At 67.5% G+C, this 22,810-nt stretch carries 20 protein-coding genes; 6 read left to right on the forward strand and 14 right to left on the reverse strand.

Features of this window, described 5'->3' with window-relative positions:
• Positions 1 to 225 precede the first annotated feature (225 nt).
• The 7 genes from QH168_RS24345 to QH168_RS24375 are packed head-to-tail and all read right to left on the reverse strand — an operon-like array spanning position 226 to position 6,964.
• The gene (locus tag QH168_RS24345) at positions 226 to 1,494 is read right to left on the reverse strand and encodes a cytochrome P450 (RefSeq protein WP_280467979.1); all 1,269 of its coding nucleotides are present in this window, start codon (positions 1,492 to 1,494) and stop codon (positions 226 to 228) included.
• Between the two features lie 14 nt (positions 1,495 to 1,508).
• Positions 1,509 to 2,741 (reverse strand): cytochrome P450 family protein, encoded by a 1,233-nt coding sequence (locus tag QH168_RS24350; protein ID WP_280467981.1) that lies wholly within the window; start codon positions 2,739 to 2,741, stop codon positions 1,509 to 1,511.
• A 10-nt stretch (positions 2,742 to 2,751) separates the two neighbouring features.
• A complete protein-coding gene (locus tag QH168_RS24355; protein ID WP_280467983.1) occupies positions 2,752 to 4,020 on the reverse strand; it encodes a cytochrome P450 in 1,269 nt (422 codons plus the stop codon).
• A complete protein-coding gene (locus tag QH168_RS24360) occupies positions 4,017 to 4,622 on the reverse strand; it encodes a GTP-binding protein (protein ID WP_280467984.1) in 606 nt (201 codons plus the stop codon). Before QH168_RS24360 ends, QH168_RS24355 begins: the two co-directional genes overlap by 4 nt.
• The gene (locus QH168_RS24365; protein ID WP_280467986.1) at positions 4,597 to 4,944 is read right to left on the reverse strand and encodes a DUF742 domain-containing protein; all 348 of its coding nucleotides are present in this window, start codon (positions 4,942 to 4,944) and stop codon (positions 4,597 to 4,599) included. The genes QH168_RS24360 and QH168_RS24365 overlap by 26 nt, the downstream gene beginning before the upstream one ends.
• A complete protein-coding gene (locus QH168_RS24370; protein ID WP_280467987.1) occupies positions 4,941 to 5,375 on the reverse strand; it encodes a roadblock/LC7 domain-containing protein in 435 nt (144 codons plus the stop codon). Before QH168_RS24370 ends, QH168_RS24365 begins: the two co-directional genes overlap by 4 nt.
• Positions 5,375 to 6,964 (reverse strand): ATP-binding protein, encoded by a 1,590-nt coding sequence (locus QH168_RS24375; protein ID WP_280467988.1) that lies wholly within the window; start codon positions 6,962 to 6,964, stop codon positions 5,375 to 5,377. The genes QH168_RS24370 and QH168_RS24375 overlap by 1 nt, the downstream gene beginning before the upstream one ends.
• Before the next feature lie 550 nt (positions 6,965 to 7,514).
• Between QH168_RS24375 and QH168_RS24380 the strand changes: the two genes are divergently transcribed.
• Positions 7,515 to 9,899: a CHAT domain-containing protein gene (locus QH168_RS24380; RefSeq protein WP_280468317.1), complete on the forward strand. Its 2,385-nt coding sequence runs from the start codon at positions 7,515 to 7,517 to the stop codon at positions 9,897 to 9,899.
• Between the two features lie 6 nt (positions 9,900 to 9,905).
• The gene (locus QH168_RS24385; protein ID WP_280467990.1) at positions 9,906 to 11,369 is read left to right on the forward strand and encodes an alpha/beta hydrolase; all 1,464 of its coding nucleotides are present in this window, start codon (positions 9,906 to 9,908) and stop codon (positions 11,367 to 11,369) included.
• A 102-nt stretch (positions 11,370 to 11,471) separates the two neighbouring features.
• On the opposite strand, the gene QH168_RS24390 is transcribed toward QH168_RS24385, so the two are convergent.
• The 7 genes from QH168_RS24390 to QH168_RS24420 are packed head-to-tail and all read right to left on the reverse strand — an operon-like array spanning position 11,472 to position 17,886.
• Positions 11,472 to 11,849, reverse strand: a complete 378-nt coding sequence (locus QH168_RS24390; RefSeq protein WP_280467991.1) for a metal-sulfur cluster assembly factor — start codon at positions 11,847 to 11,849, stop codon at positions 11,472 to 11,474.
• Positions 11,846 to 12,340, reverse strand: coding sequence for a Fe-S cluster assembly sulfur transfer protein SufU (gene sufU / locus QH168_RS24395; RefSeq protein WP_280467992.1), 495 nt, complete (start codon positions 12,338 to 12,340; stop codon positions 11,846 to 11,848). Before sufU ends, QH168_RS24390 begins: the two co-directional genes overlap by 4 nt.
• 3 nt (positions 12,341 to 12,343) lie before the next feature.
• The gene (locus QH168_RS24400; protein WP_280467994.1) at positions 12,344 to 13,597 is read right to left on the reverse strand and encodes a cysteine desulfurase; all 1,254 of its coding nucleotides are present in this window, start codon (positions 13,595 to 13,597) and stop codon (positions 12,344 to 12,346) included.
• A 1-nt stretch (position 13,598) separates the two neighbouring features.
• Positions 13,599 to 14,372: a Fe-S cluster assembly ATPase SufC gene (sufC, locus tag QH168_RS24405; RefSeq protein ID WP_163823830.1), complete on the reverse strand. Its 774-nt coding sequence runs from the start codon at positions 14,370 to 14,372 to the stop codon at positions 13,599 to 13,601.
• A gap of 36 nt (positions 14,373 to 14,408) precedes the next feature.
• Positions 14,409 to 15,620 carry a Fe-S cluster assembly protein SufD gene (gene sufD / locus QH168_RS24410; protein WP_280467997.1) on the reverse strand — a complete coding sequence of 404 codons (1,212 nt, stop codon included), beginning with the start codon at positions 15,618 to 15,620 and terminating at the stop codon, positions 14,409 to 14,411.
• Positions 15,620 to 17,056 (reverse strand): Fe-S cluster assembly protein SufB, encoded by a 1,437-nt coding sequence (sufB, locus tag QH168_RS24415; protein WP_280467998.1) that lies wholly within the window; start codon positions 17,054 to 17,056, stop codon positions 15,620 to 15,622. The genes sufD and sufB overlap by 1 nt, the downstream gene beginning before the upstream one ends.
• Positions 17,053 to 17,886, reverse strand: coding sequence for a helix-turn-helix transcriptional regulator (locus QH168_RS24420; RefSeq protein ID WP_280468000.1), 834 nt, complete (start codon positions 17,884 to 17,886; stop codon positions 17,053 to 17,055). Before QH168_RS24420 ends, sufB begins: the two co-directional genes overlap by 4 nt.
• A 418-nt stretch (positions 17,887 to 18,304) precedes the next feature.
• Here QH168_RS24420 and mptB point away from each other — a divergent pair, with 418 nt between their 5' ends.
• The 4 genes from mptB to QH168_RS24440 all read left to right on the forward strand — a co-directional run bounded on the left by mptB (position 18,305) and on the right by QH168_RS24440 (position 22,809).
• A complete protein-coding gene (mptB, locus tag QH168_RS24425; RefSeq protein ID WP_280468002.1) occupies positions 18,305 to 19,987 on the forward strand; it encodes a polyprenol phosphomannose-dependent alpha 1,6 mannosyltransferase MptB in 1,683 nt (560 codons plus the stop codon).
• A complete protein-coding gene (locus QH168_RS24430) occupies positions 19,984 to 20,916 on the forward strand; it encodes an ABC transporter ATP-binding protein (protein ID WP_280468004.1) in 933 nt (310 codons plus the stop codon). The genes mptB and QH168_RS24430 overlap by 4 nt, the downstream gene beginning before the upstream one ends.
• Positions 20,913 to 21,704 carry an ABC transporter permease gene (locus QH168_RS24435; protein ID WP_280468006.1) on the forward strand — a complete coding sequence of 264 codons (792 nt, stop codon included), beginning with the start codon at positions 20,913 to 20,915 and terminating at the stop codon, positions 21,702 to 21,704. The genes QH168_RS24430 and QH168_RS24435 overlap by 4 nt, the downstream gene beginning before the upstream one ends.
• Positions 21,705 to 21,831: 127 nt before the next feature.
• The gene (locus QH168_RS24440) at positions 21,832 to 22,809 is read left to right on the forward strand and encodes a COX15/CtaA family protein (protein ID WP_280468008.1); all 978 of its coding nucleotides are present in this window, start codon (positions 21,832 to 21,834) and stop codon (positions 22,807 to 22,809) included.
• Position 22,810 lies beyond the last annotated feature (1 nt).

The following is a 22,810-nucleotide window of genomic DNA, read 5'->3' on the forward strand; positions in this document are numbered from 1 at the left end:
CCGAACCCACGAATAACGATCTGCGAGACCCGCGCGACGGCCCGACCGCTCACGATCGGGCGGCGCCACGGACTCGCCGCGCCGCTCTCCTCGCACGGAGAGCAGGCGATCGGATAACCCTCCGCCCCCATAGGACGGGCAACTCCCGGTGCCCGTGCTGCTGTTCGCTGCCCGACTGTACCGGCACCGAAGCGACCGGGCGGGCGAACGCGGGAACCGGCGTGTTCAGTCCGCTTGCAGTGGTGGGGATTTCGGGAAGACCGCGGGCAGCGCCGACAGCGAGCGATGGAACGGACCCGGCCGCCAGGTGAGCTGTTCGGCGGGCACCGCCAAGCTCAGTTCCGGCAGGGCGTCCAACAGTTGGTCGATGGCATCGCAGGCCACCAGATAGGCCACCGACTGCGCCGGACAGGTGTGCGGTCCGGCACTGAAGGCCAGATGTGAGCGATTGTCGGCGTACTGTCCGTTGTTGATCGCCGGATCGTTGTTGCATCCGGTCATGCTGATCACCACCGGCTGATGCGCGGGCAACCAGACGCCGTCGATCATCGTGGGCTGGCGCGGATAGGTGCTACAGAAATTCGCCATCGGCGGATCGGTGAACAGCACCTCGTCGAGGGCGTCGCGGGTGGACAGGCTGCCGTCGAGGACGCTGCCCGCGAAGCGGTCGTCGGTGAGCATCAACCGCAGCGTATTGACCGTCAGGTTCTGGAGCGGTTCGATCCCCGCCCCGTACAGCACCACCAGTTGCTGCACCATTTCCTCATCCGACAGGCGGGTCTGATGGTGCAGCAGGCGGGTGGTCACGTCATCGCCCGGCGTCCGGCGTTTGCGTGCGGTCAGCTCGGCCAGCGCCTCTTCCAGCATCGCGTTACCGGTGTCGGCGTCGATGCCTTCGAAGATCGCCGCCATACCGGTGGCGACCCGATGCCCGATATCGGGTGGGCACCCGAGGATCTCGTTGAGCACCGCGAAGGTGAGCGGGAAGGCGTACTGGCCGATGAGGTCGACGCTGCCGTCCGCACAGAACGAGTTGATCAGCGAGATCGCGATCTTCTCGACGGTGGCGTGCAGGCCGTGCATATCGACCCCACCCAGGGCCGCGGTGTTCGCCGAGCGATACCGGGTGTGTTCGGCGCCGGTGGTGCGCAGCGCGGTGGTGCGGAATTCCAGCATCGGCAGCACCGGGCAGTCGAGCGGAATGTTCTTCTGCCACAACCGCGGGTCGGCCGGAAAGTGCTCGGGATCGTTGAGGATACGGACCGCCGTGTGGTAGCCGATCACCAGCGTCGCATGGATGCCCGGCGACAACTCGACCGGCACCAGAGCCCCGTAACGCGCACGCATCTCGCGATAGGCCCGATGCGGATCGGCCGCGAACTCCGCCGAATACAACGAGAATCGCGGCCCTTCGGCCTCGAGCGGCGACCCGTGCGGAACCGGGCAGGAACCGGTGGACGCGTTCATCTGGTGCGTCGCCCCGTGGAGATTCATCGACAAATTCGCTGTTACCGCTCCGCGCTCAGGTACACCGGTAAGTGCTGATGGCCGTTGGACACGAAACTGACCACCGGTTGCAGCTCGGCCGGGTCCACCGCGAGCCGCAGCTCGGGGAACCTGGCGAACAGTGCGGGCAGGGCCAACTCGCCCTCCATGCGGGCCAGCGGTGCGCCCACGCAGTGGTGCGCGCCGTAGCCGAAGGCCACATGCTCCTTGTTCGTGCGGGCGAGGTCGAAGACATCGGCGGTCTCACCATGCACCTTGGGATCGCGGCTTGCCGCCGCATAGGAGGCGAGGATCGCTTCCCCCTTGGCAATGCGCACACCGCCGTCGAGTTCGATGTCGTCCACGGCATACCGCAGCGGAAGATGTGCGACCGGCGCCTCGTAACGCAGGGTCTCCTCGATCACATCGCTCCATGGCAGCTGTCCGGACGTCACGGCCGCGCGCTGTTCGGGATGGGTCAGCAGTGCGACGATGGCCTGATCCAGCAGGTTGACCGTGGTCTCGTGACCGGCGTTGATGACGAGCATCAGCGTGTCCACGAGTTCCTTCTCGGTCAACTGCGAACCGTCCTCCTCGTCCCGCACGGCGATCAGGGCACTGGTGACGTCCTCGCCCGGGTTGATGCGCCGATAGGTGACCAATTCGGTGACCAACCCGTACATCTCGACATAGTTGGCCACCGCCGCTTCCTGATCGGTCGTGGTGTCGAAGACCCGGTCGACGCAGGTGTGCATGCCCGCGTTCAACGCCTCCGGCACCCCGAGCAGTTCGGTGATGACCCGGATGGGCACCGGATAGGCGAAATGCTCCCGCAGATCGACTACCTCGCCAGCGGGCAGGGCGGCCAGCTCGTCGAGCAATTCGGTGGTGATCTGTTCGATCCGCGGCCGCAGCGCCGCGGTGCGACGGGCGGTGAACGCCCACGACACCAGCCTGCGCAACCGTCGATGATCCTTGCCATAGGCGGTGAACATGTTGTCCACGCCCACCCACGGGAACAGCGGCCACTCCTGGGTGATCTCGCCGTTGATGAACGCCGTCCAATGCTGCCGAGGATCCTTGGACACCCGGGGATCGGCCAACAGGCTCTTGAGCGTGCCGGCGTCGGTCACCGACCAGGCGGGCACACCGCTGGGCAATTCCACCAGCGCCGCGGGACCACGCGCACGAAGCCGCGCGGCCTCGCCGTGGGTATCGGCTCCCGCCATGTCGAGGACAATTGATTCGCGCTCCATCGCAGGATCCTTACGCAATGTTCAACGGAGGAGATTCGGGGAAGGTCACCGGCAAGGAGGTCAGCGCACGGTGGAACGGCCCTGGCCGCCAGGACAATTCCGCCATCGGACGCGCCAATTCCATCTCGGGCAGCGCGTCCAGGAGCTGGTCGATGGCCTCCTGCACCACCACCAGCGCCACCGACTGCGCCGGGCACGCGTGCGGCCCGATGCTCCACGCCAGATGCGACCGGTTGCCGGTGCGGTCACCGCCACGGATCCCCGGATCGGTATTGCAGCCCGCGAGGCTGATCACCACCGGCTGATGTGCGGGCAGCCAGGCATTGTCGATCAGGATCGGCTGACGTGGATAGGTGGTGCAGTAGTTCGCCATCGGCGGATCGTTGAACAGCACGTCGTCGAGCGCGTCACGGGTGGACAGGCTGCCGCCGAGCATCTCGCCGCCGAACCGGTCGTCGGTGAGCATCAGCAGCAGGGTGTTGAGGATCAGATTCTGCTGCGGTTCGATCCCCGCGCCGTAGAAGCTGATCAGGTTGGCCAGCAGTTCCTCGTCGTCCAGATTGGACGGATGCGCCACCAGTACCGAAGTGACATCGTCGCCGGGCTGGGATCGCTTGAGCTGGATGAGTTCCATCAGCGCTTCGCTGAGGTGGGTCATCCCCCATTCGGCGTTCACGGTGTCGAACAGGGCGGCCATCCCGGCGGCGATACGCCGCCCCAGCTCCGGCGAGCAGCCGACCAACTGGTTCAGCACCTCGAACACCAGCGGGAACGCGTACTGGGTGACCAGATCCGCCGAACCTTCTTCACAGAAGGTGTTGATCAACGGTATCGCGATCTTCTCGACGGTGGCGTTGAGCGCGTTCAGATCGATCTTGTCGATACCCTCGACATAGGCGGACCGATAGCGGGCGTGCACGGTACCGCTGTTGCGCAGCGCGTTCGGGTACCACTCCATCATCGGCTTGACCGGCGAATCCGGCGGTATGCTCGTCTGCCACGTGCGCGGATCGGCCGGGAAATGGTCGGGATCGTTGAGGATCCGCACCGCCTCCTGATAGCCGATCACCAGGGTGGCGGGCACATCGGGCGCCAGATCGATCGGCACCAGCGAACCGAAGCGCTTACGCATCTCGCGGTAGGCGCGATGCGGATCGTCGGAGAACTCCTCGGTGTACAGCGACACCCGTGGGCCCTCGCTGTCGATCGGTGATCCGTGCGCGACCGGGCAACCTCCGGTGGGCGATAGTGGTGTGGTGACGGGGTGATGGGTTGTCAAAGACGAGACTCCAGTCGGTGGAACAGGTATTCGACGAGCATGATCAACGAACGCAGGCAGGTACCGCGATCACGCGCGTCCAGCGCGGTCAGTGGCGTGTCCGGCGTGAGGTCCAGCGCGTCGCGGACCTCGGAGAGCGGGAAACGGTCGGCGCCTTCGAACTCGTTGACGCCCACCGCGTACGGCACACCGCGTTCCTCGAGCACCGACAGCACCTCGTCGGCCTTCTCGATCCGGCGGGTGTCGACCAGCACCAACGCACCGAGCGCACCGCGGGCCAGCTCCTCCCACAGCGGGACGAACCGCTGCTGGCCCGGAGTACCGAACAGGTACAGCGCCAGTTCGGGATTGAGCGTGATGCGGCCGAAGTCCATCGCCACCGTGGTCTGCGATTTCCCCGACAGACCGGCCATATCGTCGATGCCGACGCTGGCCTGGGTGATGGTCTCCTCGGTGCGTAGTGGCTTGATCTCGGAAATGCTGCTGACGAAGGTGGTCTTGCCGACGCCGAAACTTCCGGCGACGAGCAGTTTCACCGATCGGGTCACGGTCTCCGGCACATAATCGACGGTGCGGTCAGGCCGGGAGAGCACGGAGCCCATTGAGAACCTCCTGGAGCAGAGCTATCTCCGGCAGTGATTCGGCCGGGGTGGGTATGGCGAGGTGTTCGGTGTCGAGGAGGTCGGCGGCAATGATCTTGACCACCGAGGGCGGCAGGTCGAGATAGGCGGCTATTTCGGCGATCGACAGGGCGCCTCGGGCGCAGACTCCGGCCACCCGCCGCGCATCGGGGCTGGTTCCCGGCCCCGGGGTCTTGATGGCGAGAACGAGGGTGACCAGGTCCAATTCACGGGTCGGACGCGAGCGTCCCCTGGTCCGCACGTACGCGCGAACCAGGTCGGGGTCACGCCGCGGCCCACTCATGGCATTTCGCCGCCGTCAACGCTCCCGCGCGGCTGGCTGCCGAGTTCATGGCCCACTCGGCCTGCCAGCTCGTTCATCCGGTGCGCGATGAGGCCCACATCGATATCGGTGGTGGTGGACACCCCGAGCAGTGCGCCCTCACCCGCCGCGGTGATCAGGATCATGCCCTGGTCGTACTCGGTCATGTTCTGCCGCACGCCGTTCTGAACGCCACCGCAGAACTCGCCGAGCGCCTTGCCGAGGGAGCTGAGACCGGACGCGGCGGCGGCGAAGCGCTCGGCGTCGTCCTTGGTGACTCCGCTGGAGTGCGCGATCCGCAGCCCGTCGTCGGACAGCAGAACCGCGAAGCGGACGCCGGGGATCTCGAGGTCCTCGAGTAACCAGCCGAGCTTGTTGGTGCTGTCGGAGACAACAGTTCTCGGTGAGCCCATCAGGATGTCATCCCTTCGGTGTCGTCGGTTGCGGCTGCGCGGCCGCTCTTGGAGCCGCTGTGCCAAGCGGCGGCGATTTCGGGTCGGGCCTGGCCGGGTTCGGCATTCGGGCTGCGCTGCCCGACCGGCGGAACCACCGCGACCGCGCGGCGGCGACGTTTGGGCAGGCCACCCGTGGTGACATCGGTCATCGTCGGACGGTCTTCGGTGTCTGGGAAATCGGACACCCCGGTCAACGCATTGCCCCCCGTCGTCGCGGTTCGGATCGGCGATTCGACCGGACCGCTCCCCGCGGTGGATCCGGCATTCGCCACGGTCATGCTGGTGACGGCGGCCAGCGGTGCGGGTTCCCTGACCCGCGTGGTGGTCGGAGCCGATTCGCCGTGCAGGACGGCGGCGGCGGGCCCGGACGGCATGGGCGCCGGCACCGACGACATACCGGCCGGTGCGGGCGGTGCGGCATCGGCTGCCTGCGGTGCTCGCGGACTGACCAGCAAGGTCTCCGGGATGTACACCATGGCGCGCATACCGCCGTAGGCGTTGGGTCCGTCGATGTAGACGGTGAATCCGTAGCGTCGGGCCAGCGCCGCGATACCGGGGAAGCCGACCTTGGGGGCCGGGCCGAGCTGATGGATGTCGACCGAACGTTCGTGCGCCAGTACCTGCCTGGCCTCTTCCATCTGTTCGGCGTTCATGCGCACACCGGCGTCGTCGACGATCACGGTGACGCCGTGGTGGCCTTCCTGGAAGCTGACGTCCACATACGAAGTGGGCGGCGAGTAGCGCAGCGCGTTATCGATCAGCGCGGCGAGGGTGTGCACCAGCGGCTCCACCGAACGGCTGATCACCACGCGGTCGAGCTGTCCCGAACGCACCCGGAGGAAGTCGCGGACGCGGCCGGTGGCGCCGCCGACCACATCGGTGAGCGACTGCGCGGGCCAGCGGCGGCCGGGCAGACCGCCACAGACGATCACATAGGACTGCGCCTGCCGGATCATCTGCTGGACGGTGTGGTCGATACGGATGAGCGTTTCGTAGACCGCGTCGTCGCGATGCTCGCGCAGCGCGGCGCTGACCACCTGGCTCACATCGGCGCCGAGGCTGACCACGGAGGTACCGAACGACCGCACCGCGGCACTGGTGGCCTCGCGGGCGGCGCTTTCGGCCTTCTCCCGTTTGGCCGCCTCGTCGGCGCGCACGGTGGACTCGGCGGTGGTGATCGCGCGATGGGTCTGCTCTTCGGCGTCGCGGACCGTGGCTTCCCTGGTCTCGGCCTGGATTCCGCGCAGGTCCTCGGTGATGCGTTCGGAAACCCAGCGCATGACCTGCGCGAACCGCGAATCCTCCAGCCCCTCCGGGACTTCGACGACATTCGCGGGCTGCTCATGCCTACGGACCGATTCGGTCAGCGACGGTAGCGTGGTGGTGGCGAACCGCTCGAGGATCTCCTCGCGGATGCCGAGGTCTCGCTCCAGCGCGTCGACCCGGGTCCGCTGCTCCCGAACCGCCCGCACCGCGTACCAGGCCACCGCGAGGACTAGAGCAGGAGCCACGATCCACGGAACCAGCACGGCGATATTCAGATTCATCAGCTCTCTCGTTGACGGGGCTCGAGGGAGCGCCACAAGATGCCACAGCCTGCTGCCACAGCGCTTCGTTTCGCCTTCCTCGTGACGCCCGACCATGACTGCACCTCTGGCCGGATGAGGTTGTGCGTCGGGCACCCGGCAGAGCGTCGAAAACCCTCGACAGCTGCCCGAAAGCAACCGCCGGACAAGCACTTCGATCGACCGCCGAGCCAACGGGCCAACCCTGCCCCGGCAGCTCGGAACCCGACGACTCGCCCACCCTAGCAGCATTGCCGCGAACTCTCTGCCGAACTGGCAAGGCGGGCTCACAGAACGCGATCCGTTGCGGCGGAGGCGATCCCGTTCTCGCACGTCAACGGCGGTAGCGCCGATATCGGACCGGACGGTCGGTGTGTGAATTCCCGTCCGCATCCGTACCGTGTACCGGGTTCGCGACGATGCCGGGCGAAAGCTGCGAATCGGTGCTCGTTTCTGCCAGACTTTCCTCAGTCCTATCGACCGGTGGCGCGGTGACCTGATACGCGGCAGGACAGGAGGAGTCCGCGTGGACATGGATGTCGTGGTCGACCTGCTGATCGCCCACGCGATCGGCTGGCAGGCCCGCGCCCGGCTGCGGGTGGGTGAGCTGAGCGGCTGGACACTCGACACCGTGTCGACGCTGGTCGCGAACGTCGTGGACAGCCGACTCGGCCGCGACCCCGCCATCGATCGGCTCCTCTGGGAAACCCGCTCGAGCGGCAGCCCCTCCGAGACCACGCGCGCTGCGGCACGCCAGGTCCTGGAGTCGGTGGCCCGACAGGATCCGGCGTTCCGGGCCGCGCTGGCCCGTGCGGTCGCCGGACAGTCGGAACTCTGGCCGCGCTCATCGGAGCCCGATGCGGCCGCACGCCCGGATCCCGAGCCACAGTCCCCGGCACAGCCGAACAGCGGCGCCGGACAGCAACACACGGGCGGATACCCCGCGATCGGACCGTCCACGAGATGGTCCGCCGGCGGGAAGAGCCAGCCGCAACAGGGATCGGGTCGACCGCAACCGGGATGGGGCGAGCCACGGCTCCCACCGGCACAGCCGCCGCCACCACCGCCGGCCATGCGACCACCGCCGGAGCTCGGGCGCCGCGAACGTCGGCGCCGCCGGCTTCGCGCCGCGCCGCCGGTGTCCGCTGAGCGACACGGCCGACTCCGCGACCGCCTGCGGTTTCGCCTGCGCGGCCTACCGCGGCGGGGGCGGGATGTGTCGGCGGACGAAGGACATCATGAGCATCTGGTCGACCCCGAGGAGCAGATAGACCTCGCCCAGTCCGTCGATGATCTGACGCCGGAACAAGGCGCACCGGCCGAGGCGATCCGGGACCACGTTTCCTATCCACGATTGGAAGCACCCGACGTCGTGGTCGCCAACGAACCATTCCAGGTCACCGTCGGTCTGTCGGAGACCTTCGATATGGCGACGATGGTGTCGGGTCGGGTGCACGTGTACTCGTCGGAACCGGAGTTCGAGGTCGACATCGAAGTGCTGGTCGATCCGAAATCGCTGGTCATCGCCGGTGATCCGCATATCCGTGTGCGGGTGACGCTCGATGCGCCGTATCCGCGCCACACCCTGATCATGCGCGCGCTGACCGATCCGTCGCTGACGCCGGAACGCACGCTCCGGCTGATCATCCGCAGGCAGGGACGCATCATCGGGCTGGCCGCGCGCACCCTCATCGTGGTGGCCACCGCGGCCAGGCTGGCCACCCAGCCACCGCCGCCTCCGCCGCCGCGTCAGCTGCTCGATCTCGAATTGCTGCTCGATGAGCGGCCGCCCGATCTGGTGGTCGTGGTCTATCGGGCCGATGAACCCGACACCTACGTCTGGGACGCCTACGCACTCAGCGGCCAGATCGCCATTCCGGACAGCCTGCGCCGCAGCCGGATCGACCACAGTGCACGCGATTACGCCACCTACACTCGCCGCCTGGTCAAATCGGAGGCGTTTCGCGGGGTCGGGATCTTCGACAACCTGCGCGGGTACGGCGTGCTGGTGGCCTCGGCGCTGCCGATCGGAATCCAGGCGGTGCTGCGTGAACTCGTGCGCGATCGCACCGAGGCTCCGGCGGTGCTGTGGTTGACCGAGGAGGCGTTCGTGCCGTGGGAACTCGCGGTCCTCGACCCGCCGCTGCACACCCGCTATGCGGGCGCGGCGCCGTTCCTCGGCGCTCATCTGGCGATGTCGCGGTGGCCGTTTTCCCCCGAGGGCCCGCGGCCGAGTCCGCGACGCGACCATCCGATCATCGCGCAGGCAGTGCTGACCGCCGACTACGAAGGGGTCAGGAACTTTCCGCGGCTGCCCGCAGCCATCGCGGAGGCCGCCCGGTTCAACGAGCGGTACGGGCCGATCACCACGCTGCCGCCGTTTCGGGAGCAGGTCATCGCCTGTCTGGAGGGCCGAATTCCGGTCGATCTGCTGCATGTCGCGCTGCACGGCACCTTCGACGAGGCGGTTCAGGAGGACGGTCTGGTCCTGTTGGAGCCGCGGGCCGATGGTTTCGCGGCGTCGTTTCTCACCGCCCTCGCGGTGCGCGGGCTGCGCAATGCCTCCAGCACGCCGTTCGTCTACCTGAACGCCTGTTCGGTCGGTGCGGGTCAGTCGATCCTCGGCAGTTACGCCGGGTTTGCGACGGCGCTGCTGCGCACCGGCGCGATCGGCGTCGTCGCCCCGCTGTGGACGATCGACGATACGGTCGCCGCCGAGCTCGCCGCCCGCTTCTACGACGGCGCATTCGCCGATCCGCCGATTCCGGTCGCCGAGCTGCTGCGCCGGGCCCGCGCCGAGTACACCAGGGACCGGGTGGCGGCCGACCCCGAGCACATCACGCCGACCCACCTCGGCTATCTGGCCTTCGGCCATCCACGACTTACACTGCGGCGCAACAGTTCACCGGAAAGGTAGCGGCATATGCCCGAGGAGTTCCCGCTCGACGAGGACGGCCGCGCGGTCGAAGTGCACCGGCGGATCACCCTGCGCACCCCCGGTCTGGCCGGACGGGCGACGGTGCACGAAGCGGCCGGATCGGGCACTCGCGCCGCCGAACAGACCACCGAGGCGCTGGTGGCGGCGTTGGCGCTCAACGATATCGAGGAAGACCTCACCATCGAGATCCGCGAACCGCGCGAGCGCACCGAATCGAGCGGAACCAGGGCGGCGGGCGGACCCGACGATATCGTCATGCAGGTCGCCGATCCCGGCAACGGCTGGTGCCAGGTGGTGTTGTACGCCTCCGAGGACGGCGCGCTCACCTGGCATTTTCCCGAGGTGACGCCGGGCCTGCTGACCTACCGGATTCCGCGCGCGGTCATGCCCACCGCCGAGGCACCGGGTGCGCATCGCGGTCTGACCGGTGCGATCGGCACCAAGCTACTGAAGGTGCTGGTGTTCCGGTTGGTGCGCGAAGGCGCGGGCTGGGTCGGTGCGCGGTTCGCCGAATTCGTCGAGAACAGGCGGCATCCGCATCGTTTGCGCTCGGTTGGCTCGGATGATTACCGCGTGCCCGGCGCCGAGTTGAGCGCCGAGGCGCTGGCACATATGGAAATGGGCCGGACCCTGTTGCTGCTGCACGGCACGATCAGTTCGACGCACGGGGCCTTCGGTGCGCTTCCCGTCGAAACCATGCGCGAGCTGCACGCCGCCTATGAAGGGCGGATCATCGCCTTCGATCATCCGACGGTGTCGAAGACGCCGGTCGACAATATCGCCTGGCTCACCGACCATCTGCGCGCGCGGGACGCCCGCCTCGACGTCGACATCGTCTGCCATTCACGCGGCGGGCTGGTCGGACGAGTGTTGACCGAGCGACCGGATCTGGCGGCCGCCGCGGACACCCTCTCGGTGGGCAAGATCGTGTTGGTCGGTACGCCGAACGCGGGAACGGCCCTGGCCGATGTGGGCAAACACGAACAGCTGCTCGACCGGTTCACCTCGCTGTTGCAGCTGGTGCCGGACAATGGCGTCACCGATGCCCTCGATATCGTGCTGGCGCTGGTGAAACAGATCGCGGCGGGTGTGGCCGAGGGCCTCGACGGACTCATGTCGATGAACCCGGCCCAGCCGTTCCTGACCGAACAGCTCACCGGCCGACACCCCACCGGCGCACGCTATTTCACCGTCGGCGCGAACTACGAACCACCGGCGGGTTCCTCGCTGCTGCGCATCGCCGGAGACGGCGGCGTCGATCTGGTCTTCGGTCGCGCCGACAACGACCTCATCGTGCCGACCGCCGGTGCGCTCGCACTCGACGGCACCCATCCCCTGCCGGTCACCGATCACCTGGCCGTCGATGCCACCGCCGCGGTGGACCACTTCGGCTATTTCGATCATCCGGCGCTGACCGAATCGCTGGTGCGCTGGCTACGCACCGGGTGAACGCGCGAGGCGATACGACCGAACAGCGCCCTCGAGGTGCGGAAACGACTGTGACCACCGCGAGTGATCGCGGTGGTCACGTCGGAAGGAATCGAATCCCGGTCAGACAGTGAAGCCGAGGGCGCGCAACTGTTCGCGACCGTCCTCGGTGATCTTGTCCGGGCCCCACGGCGGCATCCAGACCCAGTTGATCTTCAGGTCCTCCACCAGACCGCTGCGCACCAGCGCATTGCGGGACTGATCCTCGATGACATCGGTCAGCGGACACGCCGCCGAGGTGAGGGTCATATCGAGGGTGGCGACATTGTCCTGATCCACCTGCATGCCGTAGACCAGGCCGAGGTCCACGACATTGATGCCGAGTTCTGGGTCGACGACATCACGCATCGCCTCCTCGAGATCCTCGAGATGTTTGATCTCCTCGGCCGAGAGTTCCGCCTCGACCGGCGCGGCGGCTTCGGTGGCCGGTGTTTCACTCATGACGTTTCCCCATTCGTGGACGGATCACTGCCCATTGTCCGCTTCGCGTCCTCGGCGGAGGTGATGCGGACCACCGCGTCCTTGAACGCCATCCAGCCGAGCAACGCGCATTTGACCCGCGCCGGATATTTGGCCACGCCCGCCAGCGCGATACCGTCGCCGATCATGTCCTCGTCGCCGTCGACCGTGCCGCGGCTGGAGATCATCTCGTTGTAGGAGTCGACCACCTTCAGCGCCTGCTGGATCGGCAGCCCGATCACCTGATCGGTGAGGATCGAGGTGGCGGCCTGACTGATCGAACAACCCTGCCCCTCATAGGACACATCGGCCACGTCACCGTTGTCGTCCAGCTGGACGCGCAGGGTCACCTCGTCGCCGCAGGTGGGGTTCACGTGGTGCACTTCGGCGCCGAACGGCTCCCGCAGCCCGCGGTGATGCGGGTGTTTGTAATGGTCCAGGATCACTTCCTGGTACATCTGCTCCATGCGCATGACTTATCCAACCCCGAAGAAGCTCTGCGCCTTCCGCACGGCGGCGACCAGTTTGTCCACCTCGTCGACGGTGTTGTAGACCGCGAACGAGGCGCGCGCGGTGGCCGCGATACCGAAGCGACGGTGCAGCGGCCAGGCGCAATGGTGGCCGACGCGGATCGCGACGCCCTGATCGTCGAGGATCTGGCCGACGTCATGGGCGTGGATGCCCTCCACCACGAACGCCACCGCGCCACCGCGGTCCACATTCTCGGTGGGGCCGACGATCCGCACACCCTCGACCTCGCCGAGTCCGGCCAAGGCCGCCTCCACCAGCGTGTGCTCATGGGCGGCGACGGCTTCCATGCCGATGGCATCCAGATATCGCACGGCGGCGGCCAGCCCGATGACCTGCGAGGTCATCGGCACACCGGCCTCGAACCGCTGCGGCGGCGGCGCGTAGGTGCTGCGTTCCATGGTGACGGTCTCGATCATCGAGCCGCCGGTGATGTAGGGCGGGGTCTGCTCCAGCAGCGCCCGCTTGCCGTACAGCACACCGACACCGGACGGGCCGAGCATCTTGTGCCCGGAGAACGCGGCGTAATCCACATCGAGTGCATGGAAGTCGACCGGCATATGCGGCACCGACTGGCACGCGTCGAGCACCACGAGGGCACCGACGGCCCGCGCCCGGCGCACGAGTTCCGCGACCGGGGCGACCGCACCGGTGACATTGGACTGATGGGTGAAGGCGACCACCTTCGTGGCCGGGGTCAGCTCCAGCGAATCGAGGTCGATACGCCCGTCCTCGGTGACGCCGTACCACTTCAGCGTCGCACCCGTACGGCGCGACAGCTCCTGCCACGGCACCAGATTCGCGTGATGCTCCAGCTCGGTGATGACGATCTCGTCGCCCGGCCCCACGTGGTGGGGGAAGCGGTCGTCGCCGAAGGCGTTGGTGACCAGGTTCAGCGATTCGGTCGCGTTCTTGGTGAACACGATCTCACCCGCGTCCACCCCGACGAACCGGGCGATATCGGCGCGGGCGCCCTCATAGGCGTCGGTGGCCTCTTCGGAGAGCTGATGCGCACCACGGTGCACCGCCGAATTGGCCGTGACGAGGAACTCGCGTTCGGCGTCGAGCACCGCGAGCGGACGCTGCGAGGTGGCGCCGGAGTCCAGGTACACCAACGGTTTCCCGTCCCGGACCGTACGGTTCAGGATCGGGAAATCGGCCCGGACCCGGGCCACGTCGAGGGTGCGGACCGTAGCGGTCATCTCAGGCTCCAGCGGTCGCGGAGGTGAAGCGGACGTAGCCGTTGGCGTCGAGTTCCTCGGCGAGTTCGGCGCCGCCCTCGGCGACGATACGACCGCCGACGAACACATGCACGAACTCCGGCTGGATGTAGCGCAGGATGCGGGTGTAGTGGGTGATCAGCAGCACGCCACCGTTCTCGCGCTCCTTGTAGCGGTTCACACCCTCGGACACGATGCGCAGCGCGTCCACGTCGAGGCCGGAGTCGGTCTCGTCCAGGATCGCGATCTTCGGCTTGAGCAGACCCAGTTGCAGGATCTCGTGCCGCTTCTTCTCACCACCGGAGAAGCCCTCGTTGACGCTGCGGTCGGCGAAGGCGGCGTCGATCTCGAGCTCGCTCATCGACTCCTTGACTTCCTTGACCCAGTGCCGCAGCTTCGGGGCCTCACCGCGCACGGCGGTGGCGGCGGTCCGCAGGAAGTTCGACATCGAGACGCCCGGCACCTCGACCGGGTACTGCATGGCCAGGAACAGACCGGCCCGCGCGCGCTCGTCCACCGACATCTCCAGCACGTCTTCACCGTCGAGGGTGATCGAACCGGAGGTCACCGTGTACTTGGGGTGACCGGCGATGGCGTAGGACAGGGTGGACTTGCCGGAACCGTTGGGGCCCATGATCGCGTGCGTCTCGCCCGAGCGCACCGTCAGGTTCACGCCCTTGAGGATCTTGATGGGCTCGCCGGTCTCGTCGGGGTTGGCGACCTCGGCGTGCAGGTCCTTGATTTCCAGGGTGGTCATGGAGTTCGAATTCCTTCGTGGAGTGAGTGGTTCGGGTCAGACGCCGATCGCGGCGAGTTCGGCCTCGATGGCCGACTCCAGCCGCTCCCGGATCTCGTGGACCGCGATCTTCTGGATGATCTCGTGGAAGAAGCCGCGCACCACCAGACGCCGCGCGACATCCTCCGGGATACCGCGAGAGCGCAGGTAGAACAGCTGCTCGTCATCGAAACGGCCGGTGGCGCTGGCATGGCCCGCACCGGCGATCTCGCCGGTCTCGATCTCCAGGTTCGGCACCGAGTCGGCGCGCGCACCGTCGGTGAGCACCAGATTGCGGTTGACCTCGAAGGTGTCGGTGCCCTCGGCGGCCGCGCGGATCAGCACATCGCCGACCCAGACCGTGCGGGCATCGCCCTTGGGCGACTGCGGATCACCTTGCAGCGCGCCCTTGTAGAGGACGTTCGACTTGCAGTTCGGCTGGGAGTGATCCACCAGCAGACGCTGCTCGAAGTGCTGGCCCGCATCGGCGAAGTAGAGGCCGAGCAACTCGGCGTCGCCGCCGGGACCGTCGTACTTCACGGTGCCGGTGAGCCGCACCAGATCGCCGCCGAGAGTGACCGCGATATGACGCAGCGTGGCATCGCGGCCGAGATTGGCGTGGTGCGCGGTCGCGTTGACGGCGTCATCGGCCCAATCCTGCACCGCGACGACCGTCAGCTTGGCGCTGTCACCGAGCACGAACTCCACGTTCTCCGCGTAGGTTCCGCTGCCCCGCTGGTCGATGACCACGGTGGCGACGGCGAAGTTGCCGAGGCGGATCTGAAGATGGCCGTAGGCGGTCTTCCCCTCGCCGGGGCCGGTGACCGTGATCACGGTCGGTTCGGCGACCTCGGTCTCCGCACCGACGGATACGATCGTGGCCGTCTCGAAACCCGAGTACGCCTGGGCCGCAACACGATCCGCTGGCACTCCGGCCTGACCGAGCCGGGCGTCGGTGCGCTCCACGGTCTCCACGTCCACGCCGTCGACCGAACTCACCTCGACAACGGCCGCGCCGTCACGCACGGCGGTACCGTCATGCAGGCCACGCAGGCGGCGCAGCGGGGTGAACCGCCACTCCTCGTCGCGACCCGAGGGCACCTCGAAAGCGTCGACGTCGAACGAGGTGAAGACCTCGCCCTTGTTGATCGCGGCTCCGGCGCCCGGGTTCTGAATCGGCTTGGTCGAAGGGTTCTCGCCCTCGACCGCGCCCACCACACCTGTCGCCATCAGCCGACGGCTCCTTCCATTTGCAGCTCGATGAGCCGGTTCAGTTCCAATGCGTATTCCATCGGCAGTTCCTTGGCGATGGGCTCGACGAAGCCGCGCACCACCATGGCCATGGCCTCGTCCTCGGTCAGGCCGCGGCTCATCAGGTAGAACAGCTGGTCTTCCGAGACCTTCGAGACCGTGGCCTCATGGCCCATGGTCACGTCGTCCTCGCGGATGTCGACGTAGGGGTAGGTGTCGGAGCGGCTGATCGTATCGACCAGCAGCGCATCACATTTCACCGTCGACTTCGACCCGTGCGCACCCTTGTTGACCTGCACCAGGCCGCGGTAGGAGGCCCGGCCGCCACCGCGCGCCACCGACTTCGACACGATGGTCGATGAGGTGTGCGGCGCCAGATGCAGCATCTTCGCACCGGTGTCCTGGTGCTGGCCCTCACCGGCGAAGGCCACCGAGAGCACCTCGCCCTTGGCGTGCTCGCCGGTCATCCAGACCGCCGGGTACTTCATGGTGACCTTGGAGCCGATATTGCCGTCGATCCACTCCATGGTGGCGCCCGCCTCGGCCTTGGCCCGCTTGGTGACCAGGTTGTAGACGTTGTTCGACCAGTTCTGGATGGTGGTGTAGCGGCAGCGGCCGCCCTTCTTCACGATGATCTCCACCACCGCGGAGTGCAGCGAGTCGGACTTGTAGATCGGCGCGGTGCAGCCCTCGACATAGTGCACGTATGCGCCCTCGTCGACGATGATCAGCGTGCGCTCGAACTGGCCCATGTTCTCGGTGTTGATGCGGAAGTAGGCCTGCAACGGAATGTCGACGTGCACGCCCGGCGGCACGTAGATGAACGAACCGCCCGACCAGACCGCGGTGTTCAGCGCGGAGAACTTGTTGTCACCGGCCGGGATCACCGAGCCGAAGTACTGCTCGAAGATCTCCGGGTGCTCACGCAGACCGGTATCGGTATCGAGGAAGATGACGCCCTGCTTCTCCAGATCCTCGCGGATGGAGTGGTAGACCACCTCGGACTCGTACTGCGCGGCCACACCGGCGACCAGGCGCTGCTTCTCCGCCTCCGGGATGCCGAGCTTGTCGTAGGTGTTCTTGATGTCTTCGGGCAGGTCTTCCCAGCTCTCGGCCTGCTTCTCCGAGGAGCGCACGAAGTACTTGATGTTGTCGAAGTCGATGCCGTCGAGGTTGGAGCCCCAGTGCGGCATCGGCTTACGGTCGAAGATGCGCAACGCCTTGAGCCGCTGCTCGAGCATCCAGGGCGTCTCGTTCTTCTTGGCCGAGATGTCGCGGACGACAGCCTCGGACAGGCCTCGTTGCGCACTGGCACCCGCGGCGTCCGAATCGGCCCAGCCGTAACCGTATTTACCCAGCGACGCGATGGTCTCTTCCTGAGTGAGCGGTTGCACCTGGTCGGTGGTCGTCGTCATTCGGCACTCCTTCCGGAGTCGATCGTTCCTACCGTTGCGGGCTGTGCAACGGCTGATGGAGAGGCTCTATTCGGTTCCATGCCGGGTTCGGCGTGCGCCTCGCCCGGGGTCAGCACCATCAGCGGGACGTGCGTCGTGCACGCGCAGTCGCCGTTGGCGATGGTGGCCAATCGCTGTACGTGCGTTCCGAGCAGTTCCCGGAACGCCTCGAGTTCGGCCTGGCACAGCTGCGGGAACTCTTCGGCGACGTGCGCGACCGGGCAGTGATGCTGGCAGATCTGCACGCCGGTGCCCACCTTGCGGGTGGTCGCGGCGAATCCGGCGTCGGTGAACGCCTCGGCGATCTCCTCGGCCTTGGCCTCGGTGTCCGCCTGGGTGTGCTCGCGCACCGGATCGATCCCGGCCACGATAGTCCTGGCCCGTTTGCGGGCGAACTCGGTGATGGCCTTCTCGCCGCCGATCTCGCCGAGCTGACGGATGGCGGCGCCCGCCAGATCGTCGTAGGCATGGCCGAGACGGCCACGGCCCGCGGCGGTGAGTTGGTACTGCTTGGCCGGACGGCCACGCCCCTTCTGCTGCCACGGCGCCGAGCGGCTCGCCCGCGCCTGACCGGAATCGATGAGAGCGTCGAGGTGGCGCCGCACACCGGCGGGGGTGAGGCCGAGCCGGGCGCCGATCGCGGTAGCGGTGATCGGCCCCTCCTCCAGCAGCAGCTGCACGATGGCCGCCCTGGTATGGCCTTCACCGGAGGTCGCGGGCGCAGCACTCGATGCGGTACCGGCCCGGTGACCAGCCCTTTCATCGGCGTTCGGCAAACCCACGGTTTTCACAACATCAGTGTGGCGGAATTCGTTCCCGAAATCTAATAAGGGTGCCCTGACCTCGGAGGGAGCGGTTCGGCGCGATGTGCGCCCGGTAGCCGTCTCACCTGGTGGCTTCGCGATGAAATCCCAGGTCGCGAGTCGGTGAACGGTGGCGAAAGGTGAAGCAAATCACCCTCGGCCCCTGATGCCGCCCCACTGTCACCACCACGTTCACCCGCTGCCGCCGGGTACAGCAGCACCTCGCGGCAGTCGCGGCGCGGACCACAGCGACCGGATTCCGGCTGTCCCCCTACCCGCACGGAGGGGTCCGAATGCTGAGAGTTAGCCATGCGCACCGCACCCGAAACGCTGCCGGGCGGACCTGCTCATTCGCTCGGGCCGACGGCGAAACCGCGCCCGGTGGTGCCCGCTAGGCTTGCCTGTCGTGGCGGTACTGGAGGGCGCGCGGCGCAAGACACTGACGCTGGGGCGCCGGGCACTCGGTCTGGACGCACCGGCCGCGGATCACAGCATCGCGGTGCTGCACCGCGACGAATCCGCGGTGCCGGGACTCGACCGCAAGGAAACGGTGCAGCTGGATCGCATCCGGTTGCTCGGCGCCACCGGCACCGTCCTCATGGCCATCAGCGCCCTCGGCATCGGTGCGCAGCCGGTGCACCAGAACCCGACCTCCGGCGTGCGGGTGCTCGGTATCTTCGCCCGTGCGCACACCGGCTCGCTGGCGATGTGCATGGTCGGCACCGTGATCGTGGTGCTGGCCTGGCTGTTGCTCGGCCGGTTCGCGGTGGGCGGGATCGGCGGCTCCCCCATCCACCGGCTGACCCGCTCGCAGATGGATCGCACGCTGCTGCTGTGGATCATCCCGCTCAGCGTCGCGCCACCGCTGTTCAGCAACGACGTCTACTCCTATCTCGCGCAGAGCGAGATCGCCGCCCGCGGCATCGACCCCTATAAAGAGGGGCCGGTCGCCGGGCTCGGCATCGACAATGTGCTCACCAACAATGTGCCGACCATCTGGCGCGACACCCCGGCCCCGTACGGTCCGCTGTTCCTGTGGATGGGTCGCGGCATCGCCACGATCACCGGCGACAACATCATCGCCGGGGTCTGGGTGCATCGGGTGCTCGCACTGGCCGGTGTCGCGCTGATCGTCTGGGCGCTGCCGCGACTGTCGGTGCGCTGCGGTGTCGCACCGGTCAGCGCGTTGTGGCTCGGCGCGGCGAATCCGCTGGTGCTGTTCCACCTGGTCGGCGGGGTGCACAACGACGCACTCATGCTCGGGCTGATGCTGGCGGGCGTCGAGTTGACCCTGCGCGCCATCGAGGACACCCATCCGTTCGACGGACGGGCCTACGCCCTGCTCATCGGCGGCGCGGTGGTCATCTCGCTGTCGTCGTCGGTGAAGATCACCTCATTGATAGCGCTCGGGTTCGTCGGCATGGCCTTGGCCAGACGCTGGGGCGGTGGATTCAGACAATTGCTGACCGCTGCCGCGATACTCGGGGTGATAGCCGTGGCGACAACATTGTTCGTCAGCCTGGCCAGTGGTCTCGGATTCGGCTGGACGCAGACGTTGAGCGTGGCGAACGCGGTGCGCAGCTGGATGTCACTGCCCACCGCGCTCGGCATCGTCACCGGATTCGGCGGGGTGCTGCTCGGCCTCGGCGATCACACCACCGCATTGCTGAGCATCACCCGCCCGATCGCCGCATTGGCGGCCGCCTTCATCACCGTGCGCATGCTGGTGGCGACAGGCACCGGCCGATTGCATCCGGTCGGCGCGCTCGGCGTCTCGATGGGCGCCATCGTGCTGCTGTTCCCGGTGGTGCAGCCCTGGTATCTGCTGTGGGCGATCGTGCCGCTGGCGGCGTGGGCGACGCGACCGGTGTTCCGTGTGCCCGCGGTGGCGTTGTCGGCGGTGGTCAGTGTGTTGCAGATGCCGCGCGGGGCCGATATGGAGGTCTTCCAGATCGTCGGCGCCGCCATCGCCACCACCATCGTGTGCGTGCTGTTCATCGTGGTGACGCGCAATGCCCTGCCCTGGCGGGCCCGGACAGGGGTGTCGGCTCGGTCACAGGCGGCCACGGCTTACGGTGTGACATCGTGACCGAAGCCTCCGGACCCGCCGTGCGCGTCGACGGCGTCGTCAAGCGCTACGGCGACACCACGGCGGTCGACGGGATCGGATTCGACGTCGAACGCGCCCAGGTGCTCGCGCTGCTCGGACCCAACGGTGCGGGCAAGACCACCACCGTCGAGATGTGCGAGGGTTTCGTCACGCCCGACGCCGGTTCGGTGCGGGTGCTCGGTCTGGACCCGATCGCCGATTCCGACCGGCTGCGTCCGCGCATCGGGGTGATGTTGCAGGGCGGCGGCGCCTACCCCGGCGCCAGGGCCGGGGAAATGCTCGACCTGGTGGCCTCCTACTCCGCCGATCCGCTCGACCCGGCCTGGCTGCTGCGCACCCTCGGTCTCGACGACAACCGCCGTACCCCGTACCGCAGACTGTCCGGCGGTCAGCAGCAGCGGCTGTCGCTGGCCTGCGCGCTGGTGGGGCGGCCGGAGATCGTCTTCCTCGACGAACCGACCGCCGGTCTGGACGCCCAGGCCCGGATCATGGTGTGGGAGTTGATCGACGCGCTGCGCCGCGACGGCGTGACCGTGGTGCTCACCACGCACATGATGGATGAGGCCGAGGAGCTGGCCGACCAGCTGGTGATCATCGACCACGGCCGGATCGTCGCCGCGGGCACGCCCGCCGAGGTCACCGCGCACGGCGCCGCCGGACAGTTGCGGTTCTCCGCGCCACCCAAGCTCGATCTGGAACTGCTGAAATCGGCCCTGCCGGAAGGTTTCGCGCCGCGCGAGACCAGTCCGGGCGCGTATCTGGTGGAAGGTGAGATCGACCCGCAGGTACTGGCCACGGTGACGGCGTGGTGCGCGCGGGTGAATGTGCTCGCCACCGATATCCGCATCGATCAGCGCCGCCTCGAGGACGTCTTCCTGGAACTGACCGGACGGGATCTGCGCGGATGACCAAACCCGATCTCACCACCAACCGTTTCCCGGCGGGCACATTCTCCCCCGCGCCGCGTCCGAACGCGCGCGCCACCATGCTGGCCGCGCAGACCCGCCTCGAACTGATCCTGTTGCTGCGCAACGGGGAACAGCTGCTGCTCACCATGCTGATCCCGATCACCCTGTTGATCGGGTTGAGCCTGCTGCCGTTCGGCGATCTCGGCACCGACCGGGTCGATCAGATCGTGCCGGCGGTGATGATGGTCGCGGTCATGTCCACCGCGTTCACCGGGCAGGCGATCGCGGTCGGCTTCGATCGCCGTTACGGCGCGCTCAAACGTCTGGGTGCGACGGCGCTGCCGAGATGGGGCATCGTGGCGGGCAAGAGCGCCGCGGTGTTGATCGTGGTGGTGTTGCAGGCGGTGCTGCTCGGCCTGATCGGCGCCGCGCTGGGCTGGCGGCCCGAACCGGCCGGGCTGCTGCTGGGCGCGGTGGTGATCGCCTTGGGCACGGCCACCTTCGCCGCCATGGGTCTGCTGCTCGGCGGCACGCTCAAGGCCGAGGTGGTGCTGGCGCTGGCGAATGTGCTGTGGTTCGTCATGCTCGGCGTGGCCACGGTGGTGTTCGCCTCCGATGATCTACCGACCGCGGTGAGCGTGCTCGCACGGCTGATCCCCTCGGGCGCGATGGCCGTGACGCTGGAGGACGCACTGCGCAACAGCATCGACTGGTTCGGTGTGGGTGTACTCGCCGCATGGGGTCTGATCTGTGGGTTCCTCGCCACCAGGTTCTTCCGGTTCCAGTGATCCGACGCTGCGGCCACTGCTGATCCGGTGTTGGGGCCACCGCGTCATCACGTCGGAACCTCTATCAAACGACATCTTGTAGTAGTCCGCCTGCGGGCCGGAAACCCGGTACCGCTACCATCGTGACGTGCTGTATCGCGCATTCCTGCGTCTCGTCGACCGCCTGCCGCTGCTGTCCCAGCGCGGCCAGCTCCTGATTGCCGCGGGCGTCATCGCCTCGCAGGCCGGTATCGCGGTGACGGGCGCCATCGTGCGCGTCACCGCGTCCGGCCTCGGCTGCCCGACCTGGCCGCAATGCTTCCCCGGCAGCTTCACCCCGGTGGGCGTGTCCGAGGTGCCGGTCCTGCATCAGACCGTCGAGTTCGGCAACCGGCTGCTCGCCTTCGTGGTGACACTGTTCGCCGCGCTCATCGTGCTGGCGGTGGTCAGGGCGCGACGCAGGCGCGAGGTGCTGATCTACGCGTGGCTGATGCCCGCGGGCACCGTCGTGCAGGCCATCATCGGCGGTATCACGGTGCGTACCGGTCTGCTGTGGTGGACCGTGGCCGTACACCTGGTGGCGTCGATGCTGATGGTGTGGCTCGCGGTGGTCATGTACGCCAAGATCAGCGAACCGGACGATGGTGTGGAAACCGTTCGCGCACCCGCCCCGCTGCGCTGGCTGACGGTCCTGAGCGGGCTCGCGCTCGCCGGAGTGTTGATCGCGGGCACACTGGTCACCGCGGCAGGTCCGCACGCCGGGGACAAGAGCATCGATCGGCCGGTCGCCCGGCTCGAAGTCGAGATCGTGACCCTGGTGCATCTGCATTCACAGCTGCTGGTCGGCTATCTGGCCCTACTGATCGGCCTGGCGTTCGGCCTCCTCGCGGTCGGCGCACCGAAACCGGTGCGCACCCGGATGTGGGTCCTACTCGGTCTGGTCGCCACCCAATCGCTCGTGGGTGTCGTGCAGTACTTCACCGACGTGCCCGCCGCTCTCGTCGCCATCCATGTGGGCGGCGCCGCCGCGTGCACGGCGGCGACCGCCGCACTGTGGGCCTCGCTGCGCACCAGGGAACCCGTCCCCGCATCCGTCACCGACGCACCGGCCGTCTCGACCGCCTGAT

The sequence above is a fragment of the Nocardia cyriacigeorgica genome, assembly GCF_029868385.1.
GTDB classification, from domain to species: Bacteria; Actinomycetota; Actinomycetes; order Mycobacteriales; family Mycobacteriaceae; genus Nocardia; species Nocardia cyriacigeorgica_F.

Bases quoted from the DNA above. Each gene is read 5' to 3' on its own strand.
- QH168_RS24345 (WP_280467979.1), bottom strand. From the start codon at position 1,494: ATGAATCTCCACGGGGCGACGCACCAGATGAACGCGTCCACCGGTTCC.
- QH168_RS24350 (WP_280467981.1), bottom strand. From the start codon at position 2,741: ATGGAGCGCGAATCAATTGTCCTCGACATGGCGGGAGCCGATACCCAC.
- QH168_RS24360 (WP_280467984.1), bottom strand. From the start codon at position 4,622: ATGGGCTCCGTGCTCTCCCGGCCTGACCGCACCGTCGATTATGTGCCG.
- QH168_RS24365 (WP_280467986.1), bottom strand. From the start codon at position 4,944: ATGAGTGGGCCGCGGCGTGACCCCGACCTGGTTCGCGCGTACGTGCGG.
- QH168_RS24370 (WP_280467987.1), bottom strand. From the start codon at position 5,375: ATGGGCTCACCGAGAACTGTTGTCTCCGACAGCACCAACAAGCTCGGC.
- QH168_RS24375 (WP_280467988.1), bottom strand. From the start codon at position 6,964: ATGAATCTGAATATCGCCGTGCTGGTTCCGTGGATCGTGGCTCCTGCT.
- QH168_RS24380 (WP_280468317.1), top strand. From the start codon at position 7,515: ATGGATGTCGTGGTCGACCTGCTGATCGCCCACGCGATCGGCTGGCAG.
- QH168_RS24385 (WP_280467990.1), top strand. From the start codon at position 9,906: ATGCCCGAGGAGTTCCCGCTCGACGAGGACGGCCGCGCGGTCGAAGTG.
- QH168_RS24390 (WP_280467991.1), bottom strand. From the start codon at position 11,849: ATGAGTGAAACACCGGCCACCGAAGCCGCCGCGCCGGTCGAGGCGGAA.
- sufU (WP_280467992.1), bottom strand. From the start codon at position 12,340: ATGCGCATGGAGCAGATGTACCAGGAAGTGATCCTGGACCATTACAAA.
- QH168_RS24400 (WP_280467994.1), bottom strand. From the start codon at position 13,597: ATGACCGCTACGGTCCGCACCCTCGACGTGGCCCGGGTCCGGGCCGAT.
- sufC (WP_163823830.1), bottom strand. From the start codon at position 14,372: ATGACCACCCTGGAAATCAAGGACCTGCACGCCGAGGTCGCCAACCCC.
- sufD (WP_280467997.1), bottom strand. From the start codon at position 15,620: ATGGCGACAGGTGTGGTGGGCGCGGTCGAGGGCGAGAACCCTTCGACC.
- sufB (WP_280467998.1), bottom strand. From the start codon at position 17,056: ATGACGACGACCACCGACCAGGTGCAACCGCTCACTCAGGAAGAGACC.
- QH168_RS24435 (WP_280468006.1), top strand. From the start codon at position 20,913: ATGACCAAACCCGATCTCACCACCAACCGTTTCCCGGCGGGCACATTC.